Source organism: Prosthecobacter sp. (assembly GCF_044232965.1).
Taxonomy (GTDB): domain Bacteria; phylum Verrucomicrobiota; class Verrucomicrobiia; order Verrucomicrobiales; family Verrucomicrobiaceae; genus Prosthecobacter.
On record NZ_JBIIKX010000075.1, the window covers coordinates 1 to 19966 of the forward strand.

Below are 19966 nucleotides of genomic sequence, written 5' to 3' on the forward strand. Positions count from 1 at the left end.
GCACCGCTGCAAGAGCGCCAGATGGCCTGCACCGGTGCGGACAACGTCTTCGCCATTCCCGTTCCCGGCACCTTTGACGACGCGCAGCGCGTGGTGAAGGACACGTTTGGTGACACCGCCTTCGCCAGCTCGGTGAATCTCTCCGCCGTGAACTCGATCAACATCGCGCGTGTGCTGGCGCAGTGTGTTTATTATATCTGGGCCTGCCTGAAACTGCCGGAGAGCGCCCGTGCCACGGCGGAATACGTCGTGCCCACCGGGAATTTCGGCAACGTGCTGGCCGGCTGGCTGGCGCAGCAGATGGGCATGCCCGCCGGTGGTTTCCGCGTGGCGACGAACCAGAACGACATCCTGCACCGCTTCTTCACCAGCGGTGACTACCACCCGAGCGACGTGCATGCGAGCCATGCGCCAAGCATGGACATCCAGGCCGCGTCGAACTTCGAGCGCTTCCTGTATTACATCCTCGATCAAAGCGCCGAGCGCGTGCGCGAGGTGATGACGCAGATCAAATCGGGCGCGCCATTCAAGATCGACCTGCCGAAGACCAGCCTGCGCTCCACGCGCATGGACGACGCGCAGATCGAGCGCGTCATCGCCCAGATGTGGCAGGACTGGCAGTATGTGCTCGATCCGCACACCGCCTGCGCCTTCACCGACATGGCGCAGGATCGCGTGAGCGTGGTGCTGGCCACCGCCAGCCCGGCGAAGTTCCCCGAAGTCGTGCAAAAGGCCACCGGCAGCGAGCCGACCCATCCGACGCTGGAGGCGCTGAAATCGAAAAAGCTGCAAACCTGGCCGCTCAACGCGGACGTGGCGGAGGTGAAGGCCTTCATCCGGGAACACACTCGTCACGGAACGAATGCTTGACGTTCGCATCGCCGGCTTGGTTTAATCTGAACCTTAGTTCTATGAATTTGCCCACCCACACTCCTGCCGGCTCCATCTACCTGGATATCTCCGGCCTTCTGACGGTCGGACGTGATGCGGGCAACGGCGTCACCCTGGCGGTGGATCCTCTCTATGTCTGGGGGCTTCTCATCGGCGGGCCGGTCTTGGTGCTGGCCGGAGTTCTGCTGGTGAAGATCCGCTATGCGCGAGCGAAATACTTCGCGATGGAGTTCGGCAACGGCTCGTTCTTCGGCCGCCTGAAGGCTGTTTTTCATTTCATCCTTCTGGGAACGCTGATGCTGCTGCTCGGCTGCGGTGCCACCTTTCTGGGCTGGCAGACCTTCGGCTATTCCGTGACCCTGACCGCGTCAGGCCTGACTGAGACGCTTCACGCCGAGACAACCCACTATGCCTGGGAAAATGCCGACCTAGCATCGGAGCGCATCAAATCGACCGGGTTCTGGATCTCTTTCACCAAGGCCGGCCGCAAATGCCGTGTGAGCTTTCAGCAGAGTCATATCGGGGAAGCCTTGCAGGACAAGGCCATCGCGATCAGTGAAAATGCGCTGAGCGCGATCAAGGTGCCACGCTCCCAGGAGTGATGGCTCAATACGAGGTGCCGAGAATCTCGTTGGACGTGGTGTTGATGCGTTCGATCACTTCGTCCGCCTCCTCCTGGGTCACGCCCATGTCGAGCAGCGTCTCCACCAAGTGACCGGTGAACGAGGCGAAATGCTGACGCGTGATGCCGCGCCCATGATGCGCATGGGCCAGCGGCCGGCCGGAGTACTGGATCGGGCCGCCAGTCGCCATGACGAAGAACTCGCGCTGCATCGCGTGCAGTTTGTCCAACGCGGTGTGGCTGAAAAACGGCGACAGGCCAGGATCGGCCAGCACGCGGGCGTAAAAGGCGGGAATGAGCGCGGAGATCATGTCTTCGCCGCCGAGCCGTTCATACAGAGAAGAAGGTGGAGGGTTCATGCCATGCTTTAGAGCACAAAACCGACCGACTTTGAAGCCACGATTCACGTCCCTCAAATCAGGCGCAGTGAAAGCCAGCGAACGCATGATGAGCACACAAGAATGGCTCATAAAAGCCGTACGCAAATGGCACCGTTCGTGCAACTGAAGAGACATGACCCTTCTTCAGCAACTGCACGAGACCTCCGCCGTAGCTCACGACCTGCTGGTGCTCAGCATCGTCATCCTGAGCGGCATCGGGTTGGGAAACATCCGTGTCTCAGGCGTGAAGCTGGGCGTGGCGGGTGTGTTGTTCACCGGTCTGGCGGCCGCGCACTTTGGCATGCACCCAGCCGCCGAGGTGACGCACTTTTTGAAGGACTTCGGCCTCGTGCTGTTCGTCTTTGCGCTCGGCATGCAGATGGGGCCGGGCTTTTTCGCCTCACTGCGGCAGCAGGGACGCGTCTTGAATGGTTACGCCTTCGCCCTGGTGGCTGGCGGTGCGTTAGTGGCTGTGCTCGGCGGGTGGATGCTCGGCATGTCACCCCCGGCGGTCGCAGGTCTTTTTGCTGGTGCCACCACGAACACCCCCGCGCTCGGCGCGGCCCAGCAGGCGCTGCTTTCCGCCCATGCGGACCCCGCGCACGTCACCCTGCCCGCGCTGTCTTATGCGGCGACGTATCCGCTGGCCATCGTGGGCATCATTTTCTCCCTGATCCTGCTGCGCGTGTTTTTCAAAGTGGATGTGACCGCTGAGTCCGAGCTGTTCCGTCAGGAGCAGGGCGCGGGAGTCGAAGCCCTGCAGCGCATGAACATCCGCGTGGAAAATGCCAACCTCGACGGCATCGCCATCGCTGACGTGCCGGGTGTGCATGAAGCCGGGGTGGTCATTTCACGCTATCGCCCGGTATCCGGTGGCGAGGTGAAGGCCGCGACCCCTGAAACGCGGCTGCAAACCGGTGATGTGATCCTGGCGGTGGGCACGCAGGCCCATCTGGAGCAGTTCCGCCTCGTCATCGGCAGTGTGAGCGAGGAAAACCTCATGAAGGCGCCCGGCAGCGTCACTTACCGGCGTGTGGTTTTGACCAACAAACGCATCCTCGGCAAAACCGTGCGAGAACTCGGCCTGGAGCACCTGCACAACGTCACCGTCACCCGCGTGAGCCGGGGCGATCTCATCTTCACCGCGTTGCCGGACCTGCGTCTGCAATTTGGCGACATGCTCCAGCTCGTCGGCGATGATGAATCTCTCAACGCCGCCACGAACGCGCTCGGCAATGCCGTCCACATGCTCCAGGAGACCAAGTTCGCCGCCATCTTCGCCGGCATCCTGCTCGGCGTGCTGCTAGGCCTGTATCCCTTCCGCATCGAAGGTTTGCCCGCGCCGGTTCGCCTCGGTCTTGCAGGCGGGCCGCTCGTCATGGCCATCCTGCTCAGCCACCTGGGTCGTCTCGGCCCCCTGGTCATGCACATGCCCATCAACGCGAACCGCGCCCTGCGTGAGCTCGGCATCATCCTCTTCCTCGCCAACGTCGGCCTGCTCTCCGGCGAAAAATTCGTGGCGACGGTGTTCTCCATGCAAGGTCTGCAATGGGTGCTGCTCGGCATCCTTGTCACCATGCTGCCGCTGCTCATCGTCGGCTTTGTCGCGCGAAAATGGCACCGCATGAACTTCATGTCCCTCTGCGGCCTGCTTTCCGGCGGCATGACCGATCCCCCGGCCCTTGCCTTTGCCACCAGCATGGCGCGTTGTGACTCGCCCGCCATCGCCTACGCGGCGGTGTATCCGCTCACGATGCTCCTGCGCATCGTCGCGGCTCAAGTCATCGCGCAGATGGGGTGAAAGCCGCTTATTTCAGCGGCTTCACCAGCACCTTCGAGTTTCGGCCGCTCTTGTCGTATTTCTCGCGGCGGCTCGGCGGCAAAGCATCGGGATCAGAAACCAAGTAGCCCATCTTTTCCTCGAAGAAGCGAAACGCCTGCGTGCTGAGGGCAAAGATGACCTCGCAGCCACGCTGCTTTGCCGTTTCCTCGGCAAAGGCCACGAGCTTGCGTCCGTGATTCTTGTTCTTGTGCGAGCGCCGCACGAACAGGCAGGCCAGCTCGGCAATCTTGCGGCCATCTTCCTCGTAGCTGTGAACCGCGACGGAGCCGACCGGATTGCCGTCGAGTTCGAGCACGAAGAAGTCTTTGATCTTGGATTGAATCTGATCGCGTGAACGCGGCACGAGCGCGGCATCGTCCACGCTCTGCTGCATCATGGAAAGCAGCGCGGGCACGTCACTCGTGCGGGCTTTGCGGATCTGCTGATACTCATCGCCATGAATCATGGTGCCGACGCCTTCATTGGAGAACAGCTCAGCCAGCAACGCCTCATCCTGCGTGCCATCGACGATATGAACACGCGGCACGCCCTCCTGGCAGGCCAGCGCGGCGTAGCGCAGCTTCGAAAGCATGCTCACGTCATACTTCGGGCCTTTGGCCTTGTACATCTCCTTCGCGTCGGCCACGGAGAGCTGCGCCAGGCGAGTTCCATCAGGGGCGCTGAGACCGGATTCGGCCACAAAGATGACTTTCGCTGCCTGAAGGGCGATGGCGACCTCGACGGCCACCGCGTCTGAGTTCAAACGCAGCGTGGTACCTTTGCCATCATAGCCCAGCGGCGGCAAAATCGGAATGATGTCGGCTTTGAGGAGTGCGCGCAGCGATTCTTCATCCACACGCTCGATCCGGCCGGTGAACTCCTGGTCCACGCCATCAATCACGCCCGCCGGATGCACCGCCAGGGCATTGGTAATCGCCACCGGCATCTCCAGCGCGGTCAGTTCCGCCGCCAGATCGCTGCACTGACGCATGATGGCATCTTTCGCGATCTCGATGCCTGCCGCGTCCGTGCGGCCCATGCCGTCGTCATTGTAAAGCGAGATGCCCCGCTGCTCCGCGAGAGCACGAACCTGCGCACGAGCCCCGAAGACCAGAACGACTTCAATGTTGAGCGACTGCAGCACCGCAACATCCTGCAGCAGGCTGGCGAACACCGGCTGCGTCATCAACGCGCCGTCGATGGCGATGACAAAAACACGCTGCCGGAACTGCGGCACATAGCGCAGGATGCCGCGCAGATCTTCGAAGCGTTGCTGGGGTTTGGCAGGGTCGTTGTTCACGGTTTGAGCCGTTACGATAGCACAACTGCGGCGATTTCGTCCCAAAGTTTCAGCTTTGGTTCGGCAACAAAGGGATTGCCGCTTTGCGTGGTTCTGCCAGCATCGGAGGCGCATGAGTCTGGAACCCGAAACGCCCTCTCCTGAGCCGCCGCTGGTGATCATCGAAAATGTCTCCAAGTCATTCGGCACCAAGACAGCTCTCACCGATGTGACGTGGTCCCTGCCACGCGGGCAGATCAGCGGGCTGCTGGGGCCAAATGGAGCAGGCAAGACGACACTCTTCCGCCTTCTGATGGGTATCCTGAAAGCCAGCGGCGGTTGCATGAGCATCGCCGGCAAGGATTGCTTTGAAGACCGCGTGGTCGTGAAGCGACTGGTGGGCTTTCTGCCGGATGAGCCAGTGTTTTACTCCTACCTGAGCGGCACGGAGGTGCTGGAACTCAGCGCCGGCATGCATGGGCTGGAGGTGAAAGAGGCGCTCACCCGCTTGGTGCCGCTGATCCAGCGGCTGAGCATGCAGGAGGCGATGAATCAATATGCGGACGACTACTCCCGCGGCATGAAAAAGAAGCTCGGACTGCTGCTGGCCTTGCTGCATCAGCCACCGCTCCTCATTCTGGACGAGCCCACAAACGGCCTGGATGTGGAATCAACACGCCTGTTCTTCGATTTGATGCGTGAGCAGGCCGCTGCGGGCACCACGATCGTGTTCTCGACACATCTGATGGATCAGGTGGAGCGCCTGTGCAGCCACGCGGCAGTGATTTGCAGCGGCAAATTGGTCAAAACCGGCTCGCTGGCGGAAATCTGTGGCAGCAGGCCATTGGAGGAGGTCTTCGTCGAACTGACCACATTGGGGGCATGATGAATTCCAACGTCCACCAACCTCCCACGCCGAACGGGCAGGTGCTGCGCAGCCTGTGGAAGGCGGTGCGGCAGCGTGCGCGTGGCCGTGCGAAACGACAGGCGCAGATGATGAAGCGCAAGACGGGCAGCGAATCCAATCCGCTAGCCGGGCTCGGTGTGCTGTTGATGATTTTGCTCACCAGTTTTGTGCATCTCGGCCTCGGCTACACGCTCGTCGATACGCTGGAGCAGGCGCAAATGATGGAGCACGAGCAGAGAGGAAAGCTGGTGGTGCCGGATTACCTCAATCGTTACCTGGACCCCGCAAACAAGCATGCCGGAGCGCAGCCTGATTGGATGGAACGATTGGCTGATAGGGCCGATTCCTGGCGGAGTCGTGAATTTGGCGGAACCAAGGTCGTGCAACGCGCCAAAGTGCTCGAACATGCCCGCCAGCATGGCCGCGAAGGGTTCATCACAGAAAAAGAGGCGGTGAAGTTTTCTCTGAAGAGGCCTGGCGAGCTTCCAGCCACGATGTGGCCGTTTATTGGCGTGATGTTCCTGTGGTGGTTTTTGATGCTGGTGTTTCAGGGTGAAGGGCTGGAGATGGATTTTCAACGGCGGCGACATCCGATGTGGGAATGGCTGGCGAGTCATCCGGTGCGGCCGGTGGCGGCGTTCTCGGCGGAGATGTTGGCCGCGTTCATGGCGAATCCCGTCTATTGGGGTGCTCCGCTCTTCTGGTTGGTCGTGTGGAGCTCGGCGCATGGTTTTGGCTGGGAGGCGCTGGGAGGCGCGGTGCTCGTAGGCGTACCGCTGGCGGTAGCGGCCTCGTGTTTGCACAAAGGACTGGAGATCGCGGCGCTGCTGCGCCTGCCCTCGCGCACGCGGGGCGCGGCGTTGGGTCTCCTGTCATGGGCAGGCTACTGTCTCATGATGCTGCCGCTGTTCATGTTCAGCATGCCGATGATCAAACGGGCGCTGCTGCATGTGACGATGCCGCTGGGCGAGTGGCTGCCTTCGTGGCCTGCGCGGATGATTTTGAGCGGATGGTCGGAGACGCCTGCGCTGTGGCAGGCGGTGGTCATGGTGCTTGGTTTGAGTGTGCTGATGCTGATCGCAGCGGTGGTTGTGTCATGGTGGGGGACGCAAATCGGCATGCAGGCCAGCAATGCGACGGCCACGGCGGCACCGCGCACGCTCCAAGCGGGTGGAAACGGCTTCTTGAGCCGCCACCCTCTCTACCGAAAAGAACTCCTTTGGTTCTGGCGGGACAAAGGCGCGGTGGTGCAAGCCGTTTTGATCCCGCTGACCATCGGCGCGATGCAGGCCTTCAATCTGCGTGGACTCGCCGAGATGGCCGCCGGTTATTGGAACGGCATCTGCGGCTTCGGCATCATCTGCGGCACTTACTTCCTGCTCATTCTCGGGCCGCGCTCACTGGCCTCGGAGGGCTCCGCTCTGTGGATGACGCTCACCTGGCCTCAGGGGCTCGAAAACCTGCTGAAGGCCAAGGCGCAGCTCTGGTGGATGCTCGCCAATGGCATCGTCGGCATCGCCTTCGCGGCCACGCTGGTGCTTTTCCCGGCGGACTGGTGGAAGATCCTGCTCGTCGCCCTCGGCTGGATCGCTTTCAGTCGCAGCCTTGCGGAGAAATCGGTCACGCTGGTGATGGCTCCGTCTTCTTCCGGCGAGGTGGAAAGGCCGCCTGCTGGTAGGCAATGGGCGGCGATGCTCGGCACGCTGGCCTTTGGCAGTGGCGTGATGATGCAAAACTGGCACGCAGCCGTCCTCGGCGTGGTCTTTTCATCCCTCACCGCCGCAGCGATGTGGCAGAACCTTCGTGCGCGGCTGCCCTTCCTTTATGATCCATGGTCGGAAAAACTGCCGCAAGCACCCACGCTCATGCATTCGATGATCGGTGTGACGATCATGGTGGAGGTGGTGGCACTGATCACTGGCATCGCCCTCGGCATCGGCGGAGTGGATGCGCTGTGGAAGGCGCGAGCCATCTCGTATGGTCTGGTGGGCCTACTGGCATGGGGTGGGATGGTGAGCTTCCTCGATGGACGCGGTGTGTCTCAGAAAGACATCTGGCGCTGGACTCGGGAGGGGCGTCACGCCGTGCCACCGCTCCTCTCCTCTGCCGTGGTCGCAGGCGTGCTGCTCGGCGGTGTGGCGATGCTCTACCTATTCATCGCGCAGTTTTTTCCCTCCGTGCAGGAGCAAATGAGCCAGATGCACGACAAGCTGCACACGGAAGGAAACTGGTGGTGGATGTTTCTGATGGCTGTGGGCTTTGCACCGGTGGCAGAGGAGTTTTTCTTCCGCGGGCTGCTGTTCCGGGCGCTCGACCGCGAATGGGGCGGACGTGCGGCGCTGATCGGCAGCGCGGCCTTCTTTGCCATCTATCATCCACCGCTCGCCTGGCCACCGGTCTTCGCCGTGGGCCTCGCCAACGCCTGGCTCTTCAAGAAAACCGGCCACCTGGGTGCCTGCGTGGCCCTTCACATGGCTTACAACACCGTGGTGATGCTGGCGACTTGAGCCCTGCCCTCAACGCAGCACAACTGTGGCGATTTCGTCCCAAAGTTTGTCGATCTCCTTCGGTCCGTGCGAGGGTTTACCGGCCTTCGAGAACCAGTAGTCCGCGTTCCATTGATCGCCCTCGATCACATGCAGGAGCGCATGAATCCACGATCCCATCTTAGTGTGAATGTCCTGGGCGATGTTATGCGAGGCCTCCCAGGAGCCGTTTTTGATCTGCCAGAGAGCCTGTGCCTCCGGAGACAGGCTGGAAGGGTCTTTGAGGGCGATGAGTTCGGCGGGAGTCATGATCGAGAAATGACGAATGACGAATTCAGAATGTCGAATGAAGCCCGAAACCCGAATGACGAAATCGTTCGGCATTCGTCATTCTGGTTTCGTCATTCTGGCAAAGCCGGTCAATCCTCCGGCAGCGGGCGGCCTTTGGTTTCTGGCAGGAAGAACAGCGCGAAGAGGCCGAGCAAGAAGATGAGGCTCATCCAGGTGCCGGCGCTGCGGAAGGCCTCCAGCTCGGCGGCTGCCTCGGCGACTTTGCGCACGGCTTCCTCAGGGATGGCGGGGAGCGCTGCTTTCGCGTCTTTGGCGAGGTTGGATGCCAGCACGCCGAGCGTGATGGGACCGCTGGCGGCAATGAAGCGACCGACGTTGTAGCAGAAGCTCGTACCTGTGCTGCGCAGACGTGTGGGGAAAAGCTCCGGCAGGTAAATGGCAAAGCCGGCGAAGATCGAAAGCTGGCAGAAGCCCATCACAAAGCTCATCCAGATGTCCGTGGTGGTCTTGAAGCACTGGTAGAAAAAGATGGTGGAGGCCATCGCGGCAATGAAGGCCACAGCGAAAACCGGCTTCCGACCGAAGTGGGACGCGGCCTTGCTGAAACAGAGCATGCCGAAGAAAGCGCCCACGTTTTGCACGATGAGATTCGCGGCGGCCCACCACTGCTTGGCGGCCTGCACCTTATCAGCAGGCACATTCTGCTCCGCCAGCGCGGCGGCGATGGCTGGCGCGGTGAGCTTGTTACTGAAGAAGCCGATGCCCCAGAGGCCAATCACGGCGGAGACGCAGAGCAGCATGCCAAACAGGGCTGGTGTGCGCCAGCGTGCCTCGCCAAACAGGCTGGCGTAAGATCCCATCGCCTTACCACCGACCTCACGGCTCGCGGCCTTAGCGGCGACCCATTTTTCCGGCTCTTTCAGCCGCAGCATGATGAAGATGCACAGAAAGGCGGGCACGGAGCCGATCCAGAACAGGTATTTCCATGAAACGTTCGGATCGACGTCAGAAACCGCCATGGCGCAGAGGCCGGCGGTCACGTTGCCGACAGCGGAGAGCGCCTGGAGCATTCCCAGACCCTTCGCACGGGCGGTGTCAGGCAGAGAATCCGCCACCAGGGCCACGGCGAGGCCAAACACGCCGCCAACGCCCAGACCGGTGAGTGCACGATAAATCATGAACTGATCCGCATTCGCCGCGAAGGAGGACAGACCAGTGAAAACCGAATAAATGAGCACCGTCAGCGCCAGGGTCTTCGCGCGTCCGATCCGGTCGCCGACGGCACCAAAAATGAGGCCGCCAGTGGCCCAGCCAGCCACGAAGACAGCCATCGCCATGCCGCTCAGCTTCGCCTGATCCCCCGTCGGATCGAGCGCCTTGAGCGCGTTGTCACGTGCCAGAATGAAAAGCTGCTGGTCGAGGCAGTCGAAGCACCAAGCAGCAGAGGCGACAAAGAAAACAAACCAGTGGTACGGATTGAGTTGCTTGTGCCAAGGCAGGTCGGGATTGGGTGCGTTCGTGGTGCTCATGAGAAGCGCGGATGTTGAATGACATGCCCGAGGATGACAATCACGAAATCACGCGAATCATGCCGCCACATGAACGCAGATTCTTTCAAGGTGATCGGCATCGGCGCGGAAACACGGGACGAGTTCTTCATCGTGCCGGAATTCAGCGCACAGGAGCGTGTGGCGGAGGCCGCCGCACATGCGGAAGACAAAGGCGGTCCGGTGGCGACTGCGCTGGCGGTTTTGAAAGCGCATGGGCATGAATGCAGGCTCGTGGATGGAGAACCCGCTCACGCGGTGATTCTGGTGCGCCAGGATGACGGGGCACGGCAGATCGTTTTCATACCCTCATCGGCTCCAGAACCGGTGTTTGAGCCAAAACTGCTCGAAGGCGCTCGATTGCTTCATATCAACGGCCGTCATGAAAATACCTGTCGTGATGCCCTGCGGCATGCGCAGGCCCGGAACATCGAAATTTCCTTCGATGGCGGCGCCGGACGCTTTCGCGAGTCTATTCGTGATTTGTTCGAGTCCAGCCATGTGCGCATCGTCTCGCGTGATTTCGCTGAAAAGTGCTCTGGGAGCACGGATCTGAGAGAAATGGCCGCCAAACTCCTCCAACCACCCGCCAAACTGCTCGTCATCACCGAAGGCACACGCGGCAGCCATGTGTGGACGCCGGACGGCAAGCCTTTTCATCAGCCAGCGTTCAAAGCGGAGCCGCTGATCGACACCACCGGCTGCGGCGACGTGTTTCATGGTGCGTTTTTACACGGCTGGCTTGCCATGTGGCCGCTGGAGCGCTGCGCGTCTTACGCGAGCCGTTTGGCCGCCAGAAATGCTGAAGGACTGGGCGGACGGCACGTCTTGAACAAAGAACGCCCAACTTTGAACCTTGAACTTTGACCTCTGAACTCTAAACAGTCCCATGCGCCGGAACACCGCCCTTTTGCTACCGCTGATTCTTGCCTTCGTTGTCGTGGCCTGCGCCACCTACGACACCTCGCGCATTGCCCGCTGGGAGTCGCGTTTCCAAAACGGACCGCCGCAAGTGACGCCGGACCAGCTTCTGGCCGAGACGCGGGTGAAACTGGACCTCATCCCGCCTGGCACGGTAGGCCGTCGCTACTACCGGCCCATGCGCCCGCGCTACATCACCATCCACAGCACTCAGAACTACACCGGCAATGCTTACAACCACGCGCTGGCGCTGAAACGCGGTGCGCTGCGCGCCACGAAGCGGCCCGGTGGCAACCGCATCGGCTTTCTCACCTGGCATTTCACCGTGCAGGAGGACATCGCCATCCAGCACCTGCCCTGCCGTGAGCAAGGCGAGCACGCTGACTTCGACGGCCCCGGCAACAATTACAGCATCGGCATCGAGATGTGCGAGCACAGTGGCAACGACATCGGCCAGACGATCGACCGCACCGCGCGTCTGGCGGCGTATCTCATGCGCGCCTATGACATTCCGCTCAGCCACGTCATGGGGCATTACCATTGGCCGCGCAAAGGCCTGAACCCGCCGAACAAAGACTGCCCGCATTTCCTGCTCGAGCGCGGCCGGCCCGGCCCGACCTGGCGCTGGTTCCTCAACCGCGTGAACTACCACCACAGCCGCCTCGTTCCCGGCCCCGCCGCCCCTCTGGGCTGAGCCATGAAAGCAGCCCTGCTCATTTCATTTTTACTGGCTGCCGAAGCCAGCGCCCAAACTGCTTGGCCGGAGACTCCCGTACCCAGCACGAGCGAACGCGTTGCCATCCTTGAGGACAAGCGCATCAAAGAAAGCTCAGGCCTTTGCCTCAGCGGGCTTGATCCGTCCGTTTTCTGGACTCTCAACGACTCCGGCGGCGAGCCCTGCGTCTTTGCCATCGACCGCGCTGGCAAAACCCGTGCCAAGGTGCGCGTGCGTGAGGCGGCGAACTTCGACTGGGAAGACATCGCGCTGGGCAAGGATGAAAAAGGAGCGCCAGCCCTGTTCATCGGCGACATCGGCGACAACCTCCGCATTCGGCCCAGCCTCCAGATCTATCAAATTTCCGAGCCTGCGATCAACGCGCCCGGCAAGGCTTTCGAGGAAACCAACAGTGCGGTGCCGAAAATCTGGCGGTTCTACTATCCCGATGGCAAACACAACGCCGAGAGCCTGCTCGCGCATCCCCAGACAGGGCGTCTGTACATTCTCACCAAGAGCGACGACGGTCCGAGCACGCTCTACGCTTTTCCTCAGTCGCTGAAAAACGATGCCAGCATGATGCTCGGAAAAGTCGCCACCCTGGTCTTCCCCGCCTTGATCCGGGTCGGCAAGCGGCCTCATGACAACTGCATGACGACCGCCGCCGGCTTTTCTCCGGATGGATCACGGCTCGTCGTCTCCACCTATAGCAGCCTGTATGAATGGACGCTGCCGAAGGACAAGACGCTGGCCGAGGCGCTGAAGCAGCCGCCGGTGCGCATCGAGCCCGAACTGCTGCGCCAGGTGGAAGGTGTCTGCTACGACAGCGACAGCCTCACGCTCTGGCTGACCAGTGAGCATCTGCCGGCACCGCTGCTGAGGGTGAAACGCTAACAATGCCTTTTTCAAACTCTCTCAAGGACAACATTACAGTTCACCGGTCATTTCTTTTGTTTCGACTGACGCTCTGCTGGTCATTTCTGGATTGGCATAGAAGCAAGAGCAGCTGTCGATGGATCATTAATCCACTTAAAATGAGGCTGCCAGTGAGTTTGCTTCAGTTAGCGTATAATCGCCACTCGGGGCCTGCTCACTTAGCTTGTGGCCGCCATCAGCGACTTCACAAGGGTGAAGGCGAGCTTCCATTTGGGCCAAATCTGGATTTGTGGTATTCAGGCTTAATGTCGAATCCGTATTCGAGGCCGGCGGAGTAAATCAATTCCTTGAGTGAACGAAAAGTTTCAAACGAATCAGGATAAACGTAAATGGCGATGTAACAACCACCTTGCTTGCAATCAGCTAGCATCTCCAAGATGGCGGTTCGATCCTTCAGGAGATCCCAGCCCGCCGACTTGTTTGGAATGGCGGTGAAGGTTGGGTTCCCAGGAGGAATCCTGGTAACGCCCGCAAAAACTCGACCATCCATATGGTGCAGGGGGAAAACTTCACCGTACTTCAAAATGAGATTAAATTGATTCTTAGAAGCAGTGTGTTCCCTCGGGAAGCGCACATATTCGACACGCTTCGCTTCCGTTTCGTCAATTTGGGTCTTCAGGCGCTGGAGTCTTGAGGCCAGATCCCTCTCCTTAGCCGTTGCTGCCTGTGTGCGAGCTTTTCCATCAATGATTTTTAGGTCGAGCGCCTTAACTTCGCTGCGCAGCTTCGTCAGATTTCCCACGGGGTCGTTGTTTGAGCCTTCGTCAACATGCTCTTGGGCTGCCGCTTGACGGAGTCTGTTTTGAGTTGCTCGAAGTTGGTCACGCTCGACTAGAAGCTTTTGGATGTCTTCATTCCCCTGCGCTTTGATCTTGTTTAGAATTGTCTGCAAACCCGCAAGTTCCTTCGTGGCTGCCTCCAACCTCTCAGCCAGAAACCTCCCGTTGCCGTCGGAGTTGGTTCCGTCGTTCTTGGGTCGAACCGGCCGGCTGCTAGTGAGCAATGCGAGCAGACATGAGATAAGAATGATTCCACCGAACACATTGCACAGCGTATCAAGCAGCAAGTCTAAACTTTCCTCGGATTTGGGTCGGAGCTTTCGCATGAGAGGTCTATTTGGCGGCCTTTCTGGTATCCAATTCGATGTCCTCTGAAATTAGATCATAGCCAATTTCATAGCCTGCCTGACGAATTTCTTTTGTCAGGTCTTGGAACCGAAGAGCACCCGAGGGCTTGAAATAGAGAACTGCGTAATAACTCGTGGTCGGATAGCTGTGCAGAGTTTCCAGCAGTTCATCACTCGAGTTCAGGATTTTTGGCGGGGCGTCACCGAAGATTTGAATCCGCAGATGGGATTTCTGAACCACAATCAAGACTGGTTCCTTGCTGGTATTGCTTTTCTCTGGGATCAACCTCAGCACATTCTTGCGGTCGATCGTTTGTTGAAGACGATTTTGGGTGTCTTTGATCTAGCGATGGAAGAAGTGAACGCTCTTGGTGATCATTATGCAAAAAATCATATGCGTCACATTTCGTTCATCCGAGGTTGGATATATCATGCGCTTCCTACTTTTCTTTTTTTTCGCCGCTCTTCACGCCAGCGACTGGCCGCAGTGGCTCGGCCCGCAGCGTGATGGTGTGTGGCGTGAAAGCGGCATCGTCGAAAAGTTTCCCGAAGGCGGGCCGAAGATGCTCTGGCGTGTGAAAATCGGCGGCGGTTACACCGGTCCGGCCATCGCAAATGGCAAAGTGTATCTGATGGACCGCCAGGTGGCGGCGAACACGAACGTTCCCGGCAATGCCTTCGCGCGCGGTATCATTCCCGGCACAGAACGTGTGCTTTGCCTTGATGCAAAGACCGGAGCGCAACTCTGGGAACATCGCTACGACTGCACCTACACGATGAGTTACTCCACCGGCCCGCGTTGCACGCCGCTGGTGAGCGATGGCAAAGTCTGGACGGTTGGCGCGGAGGGAAATCTGTTCTGCCTGGATGCCACCAACGGCAAGGTGATGTGGTCGCATGATTTTAAAGCAGACTATGGAGCCAAAACGCCGCAATGGGGTTTCGCCGGTCATCCACTGCTCGATGGACAACGCCTCATCTGCCTCGTCGGCGGTCCTGGCAGCGTGGCGATGGCTTTTGACAAGGACACTGGCAAAGAAATGTGGCGCGCACTCGACGCTCGCGAACCCGGCTACTGTCCGCCCACGATGATTGAGGCCGGTGGCACGAAACAACTCATCCTCTGGCATCCGCAAGCCGTGAATTCGCTCGATCCGGCCACTGGCAAAGTGTTCTGGGCCTATCCATGGGAGGTGCGCTTTGGCCTCACCGTCGCCACACCACGTCTCGCGGGTGATCTGCTCCTGCTCAGCTCGTTTTACACCAGTTCGAAGTGCTTCAAGCTCGATGCCACGAAGCCGACCGCCGCATTGCACTGGGAAGGCAAAAGCTTCAGCGAAAAGAACACCGACACACTGCACAGCCTCATGAGCACGCCCTTCATCGAGAACGGCCACATCTACGGCGTGTGCAGCTACGGTCAGCTTCGTTGCCTCAAGCTCGACACCGGCGAGCGCCTCTGGGAAACCTTTGCCGCGACCACCGGCGGCCCGCCCGTGCGCTGGGCAAATGCTTTCATCATCAAGCATGAGAACCGTTTCTTCCTCGCCAGCGAGCAGGGCGACCTCATCATCGCCAAACTCACGCCGCAGGGTTATGAAGAACTCAGTCGCGCCAAGATCCTCAAACCGACGACCACCGATCCAAAGCGAGCCGTTGTCTGGTCACATCCAGCGTTTGCGAACCAGTGCGTTTTCATGCGCAACGACGAGGAGATCGTCTGCGTCTCGCTGGCGAAGTGATCGAAGAATCCAGAGCATGCGCGCGTACCCTCTGCGCTCATGCACTCCGCTCCGCCTCCCATCATCTGCTCTGGCCCACTGGACCGACGTGGCTTCATGCGCATCGGCCTCACCGGCTTTGCGAGTTTGAGCTGGCCCGGATTGCTCAAATTGCGCGCAGAGAATGCCGCGAAACCTACGCGTGAGCGCACGGCGGTGATTTTGGTGTGGCTGCGTGGTGGCTGTTCGCATCTCGACACCTATGATCCGAAGCCGGACATCGGCAGCGAATATCGCGGACCATTCAAGACGATCAAAACCAAGGTGCCCGGCATGCAGCTCACCGAGTTGCTGCCGTTGCAGGCGAAGATCGCGGACAAATTCACGCTGCTGCGCTCGATGACGCACACCGGCGGCGGACATCCGGCGGGTTCGCTGCAGATGCTCAGCGGCGATCCTGATCCACGCGACAAACCCAAGCCACTACTGCCCGACTGGATGACGGTGGCGAATTACCTGCGCTCCAAAAACAAGCGCACCAGTCCGTTGCCGAACTACGTCGGCGTGAACCCGATCATCAATTACGACAGTTTCACCATCGCCGGCCCGGGTTTCGTGAATGCCGCCTACTCGCCGCTGTCGATCTTGAGCGACCCCAGCCGCCCCGAATTCGCAGTTCCCAACGTCGGACTCTCCGATCCTTCGAAAGTGGCACGCCTCAATGACCGCATGGCGCTGCTGCACAGTCTCGACAAACTCGAACGCAACGTCGATGCCGCCGGTGAAATGGGTGCCATGGATCAGTTCGAGTCACAGGCGATGACCCTGCTCACGAATCCGCAGACACGTCATGCGTTTGATCTCAACAAAGAGGACAAGCGCACTCGCGAACGCTACGGCATGCATCGCTGGGGCCAGCAGTTGCTGCTGGCGCGCCGCCTCGTTGAATCTGGCGTCGAAATCATCACAAGCTGCCTCGATGGCCCGCAATGTGGTCGCGTAGGCAATTGGGACGACCACGCCGTGAATCACCATGTCTTTGATGCTCTGCGTTTCCGTGCCGGAGCCTTCGATCAGGCCGTTTCCGCCTTGATCGAGGACGTGTATGCCCGTGGCCTCGACAAACGTGTGCTCGTCGTCGTGAGCGGCGAGTTTGGCCGCACGCCAAAGATCAGCCATGTCGCCAGTTCCGGTGCCGGCGAGGCCAGCGCCGCTGCAGGTGTCATGCAACCGGGCCGCGATCACTGGCCGCGTGCCTTCACCAATCTCTGGGCCGGAGGCGGCCTGCAAACCGGCGGCGTCATCGGTGCCAGCGACAAACGCGGCGAAGACGTGGCCGAGCACGCCAACAGCCCGCACGATTTCCTCGCCACGATCTACCACCACCTCGGCATCGACTCCGCCAAGGAGACGATCAACGACTTCAGCGGACGACCCACGCCCATCGTGCCGAACGGCAGCCCGATTCGGGAATTGATTCGGGTGTAACCGATCTCACAGCCCTTTCGGCATCCACGCCTCCAGCTTGCTCACTTCCGCCTTCGCGGATGAGCTGACCGGAATGCCCCAGAAATCAAAGAATGGGCCAAGGTTCTTGTTCGTGATCTTCGAGTAGCGCACGAGGAACTGGTCGCGGCGTTCGTCATCGCCCTTCGGTGCTGGGCCGAAGGCGGTGTCATCGAAGCTATAGAGATACTTGCGCCAGCTCTCCCAGCCGAACTCCTGCATGAGCTGGATGTAGGTCGTGAGGGCCAGGAAGGGACTGCTTTTCCACTCCTGCCACTTGTTAGCAGACTTCTTGATCTTCTGCACGTTCGCCTTGCGCTCCTCCTCGGTGATCGCGGGATGCCCGATGAGCCAGTCTTTCTTCAGCACCTCGTGGTAGCAGTACATGCCGATGACGTTGTTGGTGACTTCGCCGGTGCCGTCGAAGGTGAAGTCACCACGCTGATGATTGTGGCCGATCTCGTGATAAAAACCCCAGCCAGGGAATTTGAGTTTACCGAACGTCACCATCTCCGGTGCAGCGCTGGTCGGAATCATGATGGGATAGCCGCTGTGCATGTAACCGGCGCTGATCTGCACATCGGCAACGATGCGCTCGGGGCGTTTGCGTTCGGTAGTTTGATTCGAAACATCATCCTGAGCCTCGACGACCTTTTTCCAGAAAGTCATGAGCTCGGTCGGGTTGTTCACGAGACGGCCAACCTCAGAGGGAAAGCTGATGATAAGCTTGTCACACGCCATCTCGGCCCATGGCGCGGGTCGCTGGCGGATTTCTTTCCATTTCATATCATCATCCTGGCCGAGCACGAACAGCGGCGCGGCGATGGCATTCTGGATCGCCACCGTGAACGGCTCGTCGTCCTTCGCACGACCCGGAACTTCGATGTAGATCAATCCACCGAAAGCGCTGGCTGTTTTGGTCGATCCAGTGCCAAGCGTGTCGCTGCGCGTGATGTCCGGGGCACGCTGCCATTTGTCGAGATGGTAAAGCGTATCGCTGTGACAGCCGATGCGCACGGCGTAGCCTTTGTCGGCATATTTTTCGGGCAGGGTGACCGTGATGACCTCGCCTGCTGCGGCGTAAAGGCCGGTGCTGGTCCAGCCGGAGATGCTGGGCGTGATTTTCACCTCGCCCGTGACGCGCGGAGCACCTTCGGGAGCCCTGCCGGGGAATTCGACATGAGCCGGATGTGCCTTGATGCCCTCCGCGCCCGCGAGACGCAGCATGCGTGTCTCCATGCCGAGGCGCAGGCGTGCGGCGGCATGCTGTGTGTCGGTGAGCGGTTCCTTATCCTTCGGCACCGGAACGTCAGCGCCCGCGTTGCCAAGAGCGGCAGTCACCGCGTTCTTCAAATTGCCACGGTCCGGCGGTTGCGCGGCCATGGCGATCTGGATGGAATTCATGCCCTGCTTCATCTGCTCCGCCGTGAGCGCTGGACCGCCATCGCGCTGCTTTTTGATCGCGCTGATGGCGTCGGAGGCATTCATGAACTGCGGCAGTTCGATGCGTGCATCGAAGCCACGCAGTTGGTCAAAGGCGCTCATGTCCGTGATCGCAATGCCCGCAGGCAGTAGTGCCTGGTTCACGCCATGGGAGAGGGTCAGATCCTTGCCGCCGCTCGTCTGCCCATACGCCCAGCCGGTCATGCCGCCGATGAAACCGCCACCGCCTCTGATGTAATCGGCCAGCGCAGCGCCTTCCTCCGCACTCGTGACACCCTGGATGTTGATGATCACGACATCGTAGTCGCCGAGGTTCTTTTTCTCGACGGTGTCAAAAGTCTCCGCGTTGAAACCACGCTGCTTGTAAAAATTGTCCGCGTTCACGCCCTTGAGACCCACGCGCGGCTTCTCCTTGTTGCCCGCCCACTTCACACAGTTCTCCATGAGCTTCGCGTGATCACCGCCCTCGCCGCCGCCGAGGTAGCTGTTATGCCCGAAGAGAATGAACCGCCCTTTTTGATAAGCTGCAGCCGCTGCGACCGCGATCTCGACGCCGTCCTTGTCCGGTGCAGACAAAATCGGAAACGCGATCTGTCCCCAAATGCCGACCGGCCCCGGCGCACCCGCCTTGGGCACCGATTTGACGCCTTCGAGGATTTTGGCGCGTTCCGCGTTCACAAGTGCAGGCGGCATCTGCGCTTGTGCGACGGCGCAAAACAGGAGTGGCAGGAGGATAGTTGGCTTCATGGTTGGTTGGAAACTTGGTTCATCGGTAAATCACGACGAGAAACACCAGCGCAGCGGCCTTGCCGGTGTTCACGATGGCATGCGCCACATCGGCACGGTAGGTACCGGAGTCACCTTTGGTGAGTTCATCGGTGTCCTGGTCGGATTCGATGCGGACACTGCCTTCCTCGACGGTCAAAAACTCGCGCGTGCCTTCAAAGTGCGGCTGGGAGCGCAAAGCACCGCCAGGGCGAAGGCGGACCTCGTAAAACTCGACATCCTTCTCCAAATTGAGCGGCGAGAGCGTGCGGATCTCGTGCTGCTTGTCGCTGCGGAAAACCTGGGCGCGGTCGCTTGCACGGATGACCTGAATTTTCGACGCGCTGGCCTCCGCGCTCTCGATCAGCTCCTGCAATGTGAGCCCAAAGGCCCGTGCGATGCGAAACGTGACGGTCAGGGTAGGATTCGCCTTCTCGCGCTCGATTTCGCTCAGCATCGACCGGCTCACACCGCTGGCACTGGCGAGTTCTTCGAGCGACCAGCCGCGATCTCCACGCAGCTTCTTCACGCGCTTGCCGAGGTTCTCATTGATGGCCTCGGGGCTGGCTTCGAATGGTGTGGGCTTGGATTTGGCGGGCATGAGTGTC

Annotated in this window: 17 protein-coding genes and 1 pseudogene; 11 read left to right on the forward strand and 7 right to left on the reverse strand. The window is 60.1% G+C overall.

The window, feature by feature from the left end; genetic code table 11:
* Together ACILSI_RS22330 and ACILSI_RS22335 are read left to right on the forward strand one after the other, a co-directional pair.
* Positions 1-870, forward strand: a pseudogene (locus ACILSI_RS22330) (threonine synthase); the annotation flags it as partial.
* A 41-nt stretch (positions 871-911) separates the two neighbouring features.
* Positions 912-1493: a hypothetical protein gene (locus ACILSI_RS22335; RefSeq protein ID WP_395724134.1), complete on the forward strand. Its 582-nt coding sequence runs from the start codon at positions 912-914 to the stop codon at positions 1491-1493.
* A 4-nt stretch (positions 1494-1497) separates the two neighbouring features.
* On the opposite strand, the gene ACILSI_RS22340 is transcribed toward ACILSI_RS22335, so the two are convergent.
* Positions 1498-1872: a group 1 truncated hemoglobin gene (locus tag ACILSI_RS22340; RefSeq protein WP_395724135.1), complete on the reverse strand. Its 375-nt coding sequence runs from the start codon at positions 1870-1872 to the stop codon at positions 1498-1500.
* A gap of 154 nt (positions 1873-2026) precedes the next feature.
* Here ACILSI_RS22340 and ACILSI_RS22345 point away from each other — a divergent pair, with 154 nt between their 5' ends.
* Entirely contained in the window at positions 2027-3694 is a 1668-nt protein-coding gene (locus ACILSI_RS22345; RefSeq protein ID WP_395724136.1) for a putative transporter, read from the forward strand.
* Positions 3695-3701: 7 nt separating this feature from the next.
* On the opposite strand, the gene argA is transcribed toward ACILSI_RS22345, so the two are convergent.
* Positions 3702-5015: an amino-acid N-acetyltransferase gene (gene argA / locus ACILSI_RS22350; RefSeq protein ID WP_395724137.1), complete on the reverse strand. Its 1314-nt coding sequence runs from the start codon at positions 5013-5015 to the stop codon at positions 3702-3704.
* Positions 5016-5127: 112 nt separating this feature from the next.
* Here argA and ACILSI_RS22355 point away from each other — a divergent pair, with 112 nt between their 5' ends.
* Together ACILSI_RS22355 and ACILSI_RS22360 are read left to right on the forward strand one after the other, a co-directional pair.
* A complete protein-coding gene (locus ACILSI_RS22355; protein WP_395724138.1) occupies positions 5128-5880 on the forward strand; it encodes an ABC transporter ATP-binding protein in 753 nt (250 codons plus the stop codon).
* A complete protein-coding gene (locus ACILSI_RS22360; RefSeq protein WP_395724139.1) occupies positions 5877-8408 on the forward strand; it encodes a lysostaphin resistance A-like protein in 2532 nt (843 codons plus the stop codon). Before ACILSI_RS22355 ends, ACILSI_RS22360 begins: the two co-directional genes overlap by 4 nt.
* A gap of 9 nt (positions 8409-8417) precedes the next feature.
* Here ACILSI_RS22360 and ACILSI_RS22365 read toward each other — a convergent pair whose 3' ends face one another.
* Together ACILSI_RS22365 and ACILSI_RS22370 are read right to left on the reverse strand one after the other, a co-directional pair.
* On the reverse strand, positions 8418-8696 hold the full coding sequence (locus ACILSI_RS22365) for a hypothetical protein (protein ID WP_395724140.1): 279 nt from the start codon (positions 8694-8696) through the stop codon (positions 8418-8420).
* Between the two features lie 110 nt (positions 8697-8806).
* Positions 8807-10207: an MFS transporter gene (locus ACILSI_RS22370; protein WP_395724141.1), complete on the reverse strand. Its 1401-nt coding sequence runs from the start codon at positions 10205-10207 to the stop codon at positions 8807-8809.
* Positions 10208-10276: 69 nt separating this feature from the next.
* Between ACILSI_RS22370 and ACILSI_RS22375 the strand changes: the two genes are divergently transcribed.
* The 3 genes from ACILSI_RS22375 to ACILSI_RS22385 are packed head-to-tail and all read left to right on the forward strand — an operon-like array spanning position 10277 to position 12755.
* The gene (locus tag ACILSI_RS22375; protein ID WP_395724142.1) at positions 10277-11092 is read left to right on the forward strand and encodes a carbohydrate kinase family protein; all 816 of its coding nucleotides are present in this window, start codon (positions 10277-10279) and stop codon (positions 11090-11092) included.
* A gap of 22 nt (positions 11093-11114) precedes the next feature.
* A complete protein-coding gene (locus tag ACILSI_RS22380; RefSeq protein ID WP_395724143.1) occupies positions 11115-11840 on the forward strand; it encodes an N-acetylmuramoyl-L-alanine amidase family protein in 726 nt (241 codons plus the stop codon).
* A gap of 3 nt (positions 11841-11843) precedes the next feature.
* Positions 11844-12755, forward strand: a complete 912-nt coding sequence (locus tag ACILSI_RS22385; RefSeq protein ID WP_395724144.1) for a hypothetical protein — start codon at positions 11844-11846, stop codon at positions 12753-12755.
* Positions 12756-12981: 226 nt separating this feature from the next.
* Here the strand turns inward: ACILSI_RS22385 and ACILSI_RS22390 are convergent, their stop codons facing one another.
* Positions 12982-13902 (reverse strand): hypothetical protein, encoded by a 921-nt coding sequence (locus ACILSI_RS22390; RefSeq protein ID WP_395724145.1) that lies wholly within the window; start codon positions 13900-13902, stop codon positions 12982-12984.
* 103 nt (positions 13903-14005) lie between these two features.
* Between ACILSI_RS22390 and ACILSI_RS22395 the strand changes: the two genes are divergently transcribed.
* The 3 genes from ACILSI_RS22395 (at position 14006) to ACILSI_RS22405 (ending at position 17132) form a co-directional block, all read left to right on the forward strand.
* Positions 14006-14431, forward strand: coding sequence for a hypothetical protein (locus ACILSI_RS22395; protein ID WP_395724146.1), 426 nt, complete (start codon positions 14006-14008; stop codon positions 14429-14431).
* Complete coding sequence (locus tag ACILSI_RS22400; RefSeq protein WP_395724147.1) at positions 14355-15665, forward strand: PQQ-binding-like beta-propeller repeat protein; 1311 nt, start codon at positions 14355-14357, stop codon at positions 15663-15665. The genes ACILSI_RS22395 and ACILSI_RS22400 overlap by 77 nt, the downstream gene beginning before the upstream one ends.
* A gap of 96 nt (positions 15666-15761) precedes the next feature.
* Positions 15762-17132: a DUF1501 domain-containing protein gene (locus ACILSI_RS22405; RefSeq protein WP_395724148.1), complete on the forward strand. Its 1371-nt coding sequence runs from the start codon at positions 15762-15764 to the stop codon at positions 17130-17132.
* Positions 17133-17138: 6 nt separating this feature from the next.
* Here ACILSI_RS22405 and ACILSI_RS22410 read toward each other — a convergent pair whose 3' ends face one another.
* Both ACILSI_RS22410 and ACILSI_RS22415 read right to left on the reverse strand, forming a co-directional pair.
* A complete protein-coding gene (locus ACILSI_RS22410) occupies positions 17139-19340 on the reverse strand; it encodes a M60 family metallopeptidase (protein ID WP_395724149.1) in 2202 nt (733 codons plus the stop codon).
* Positions 19341-19359: 19 nt separating this feature from the next.
* Positions 19360-19959: a helix-turn-helix domain-containing protein gene (locus tag ACILSI_RS22415; RefSeq protein ID WP_395724150.1), complete on the reverse strand. Its 600-nt coding sequence runs from the start codon at positions 19957-19959 to the stop codon at positions 19360-19362.
* Between the last annotated feature and the right edge of the window lie 7 nt (positions 19960-19966).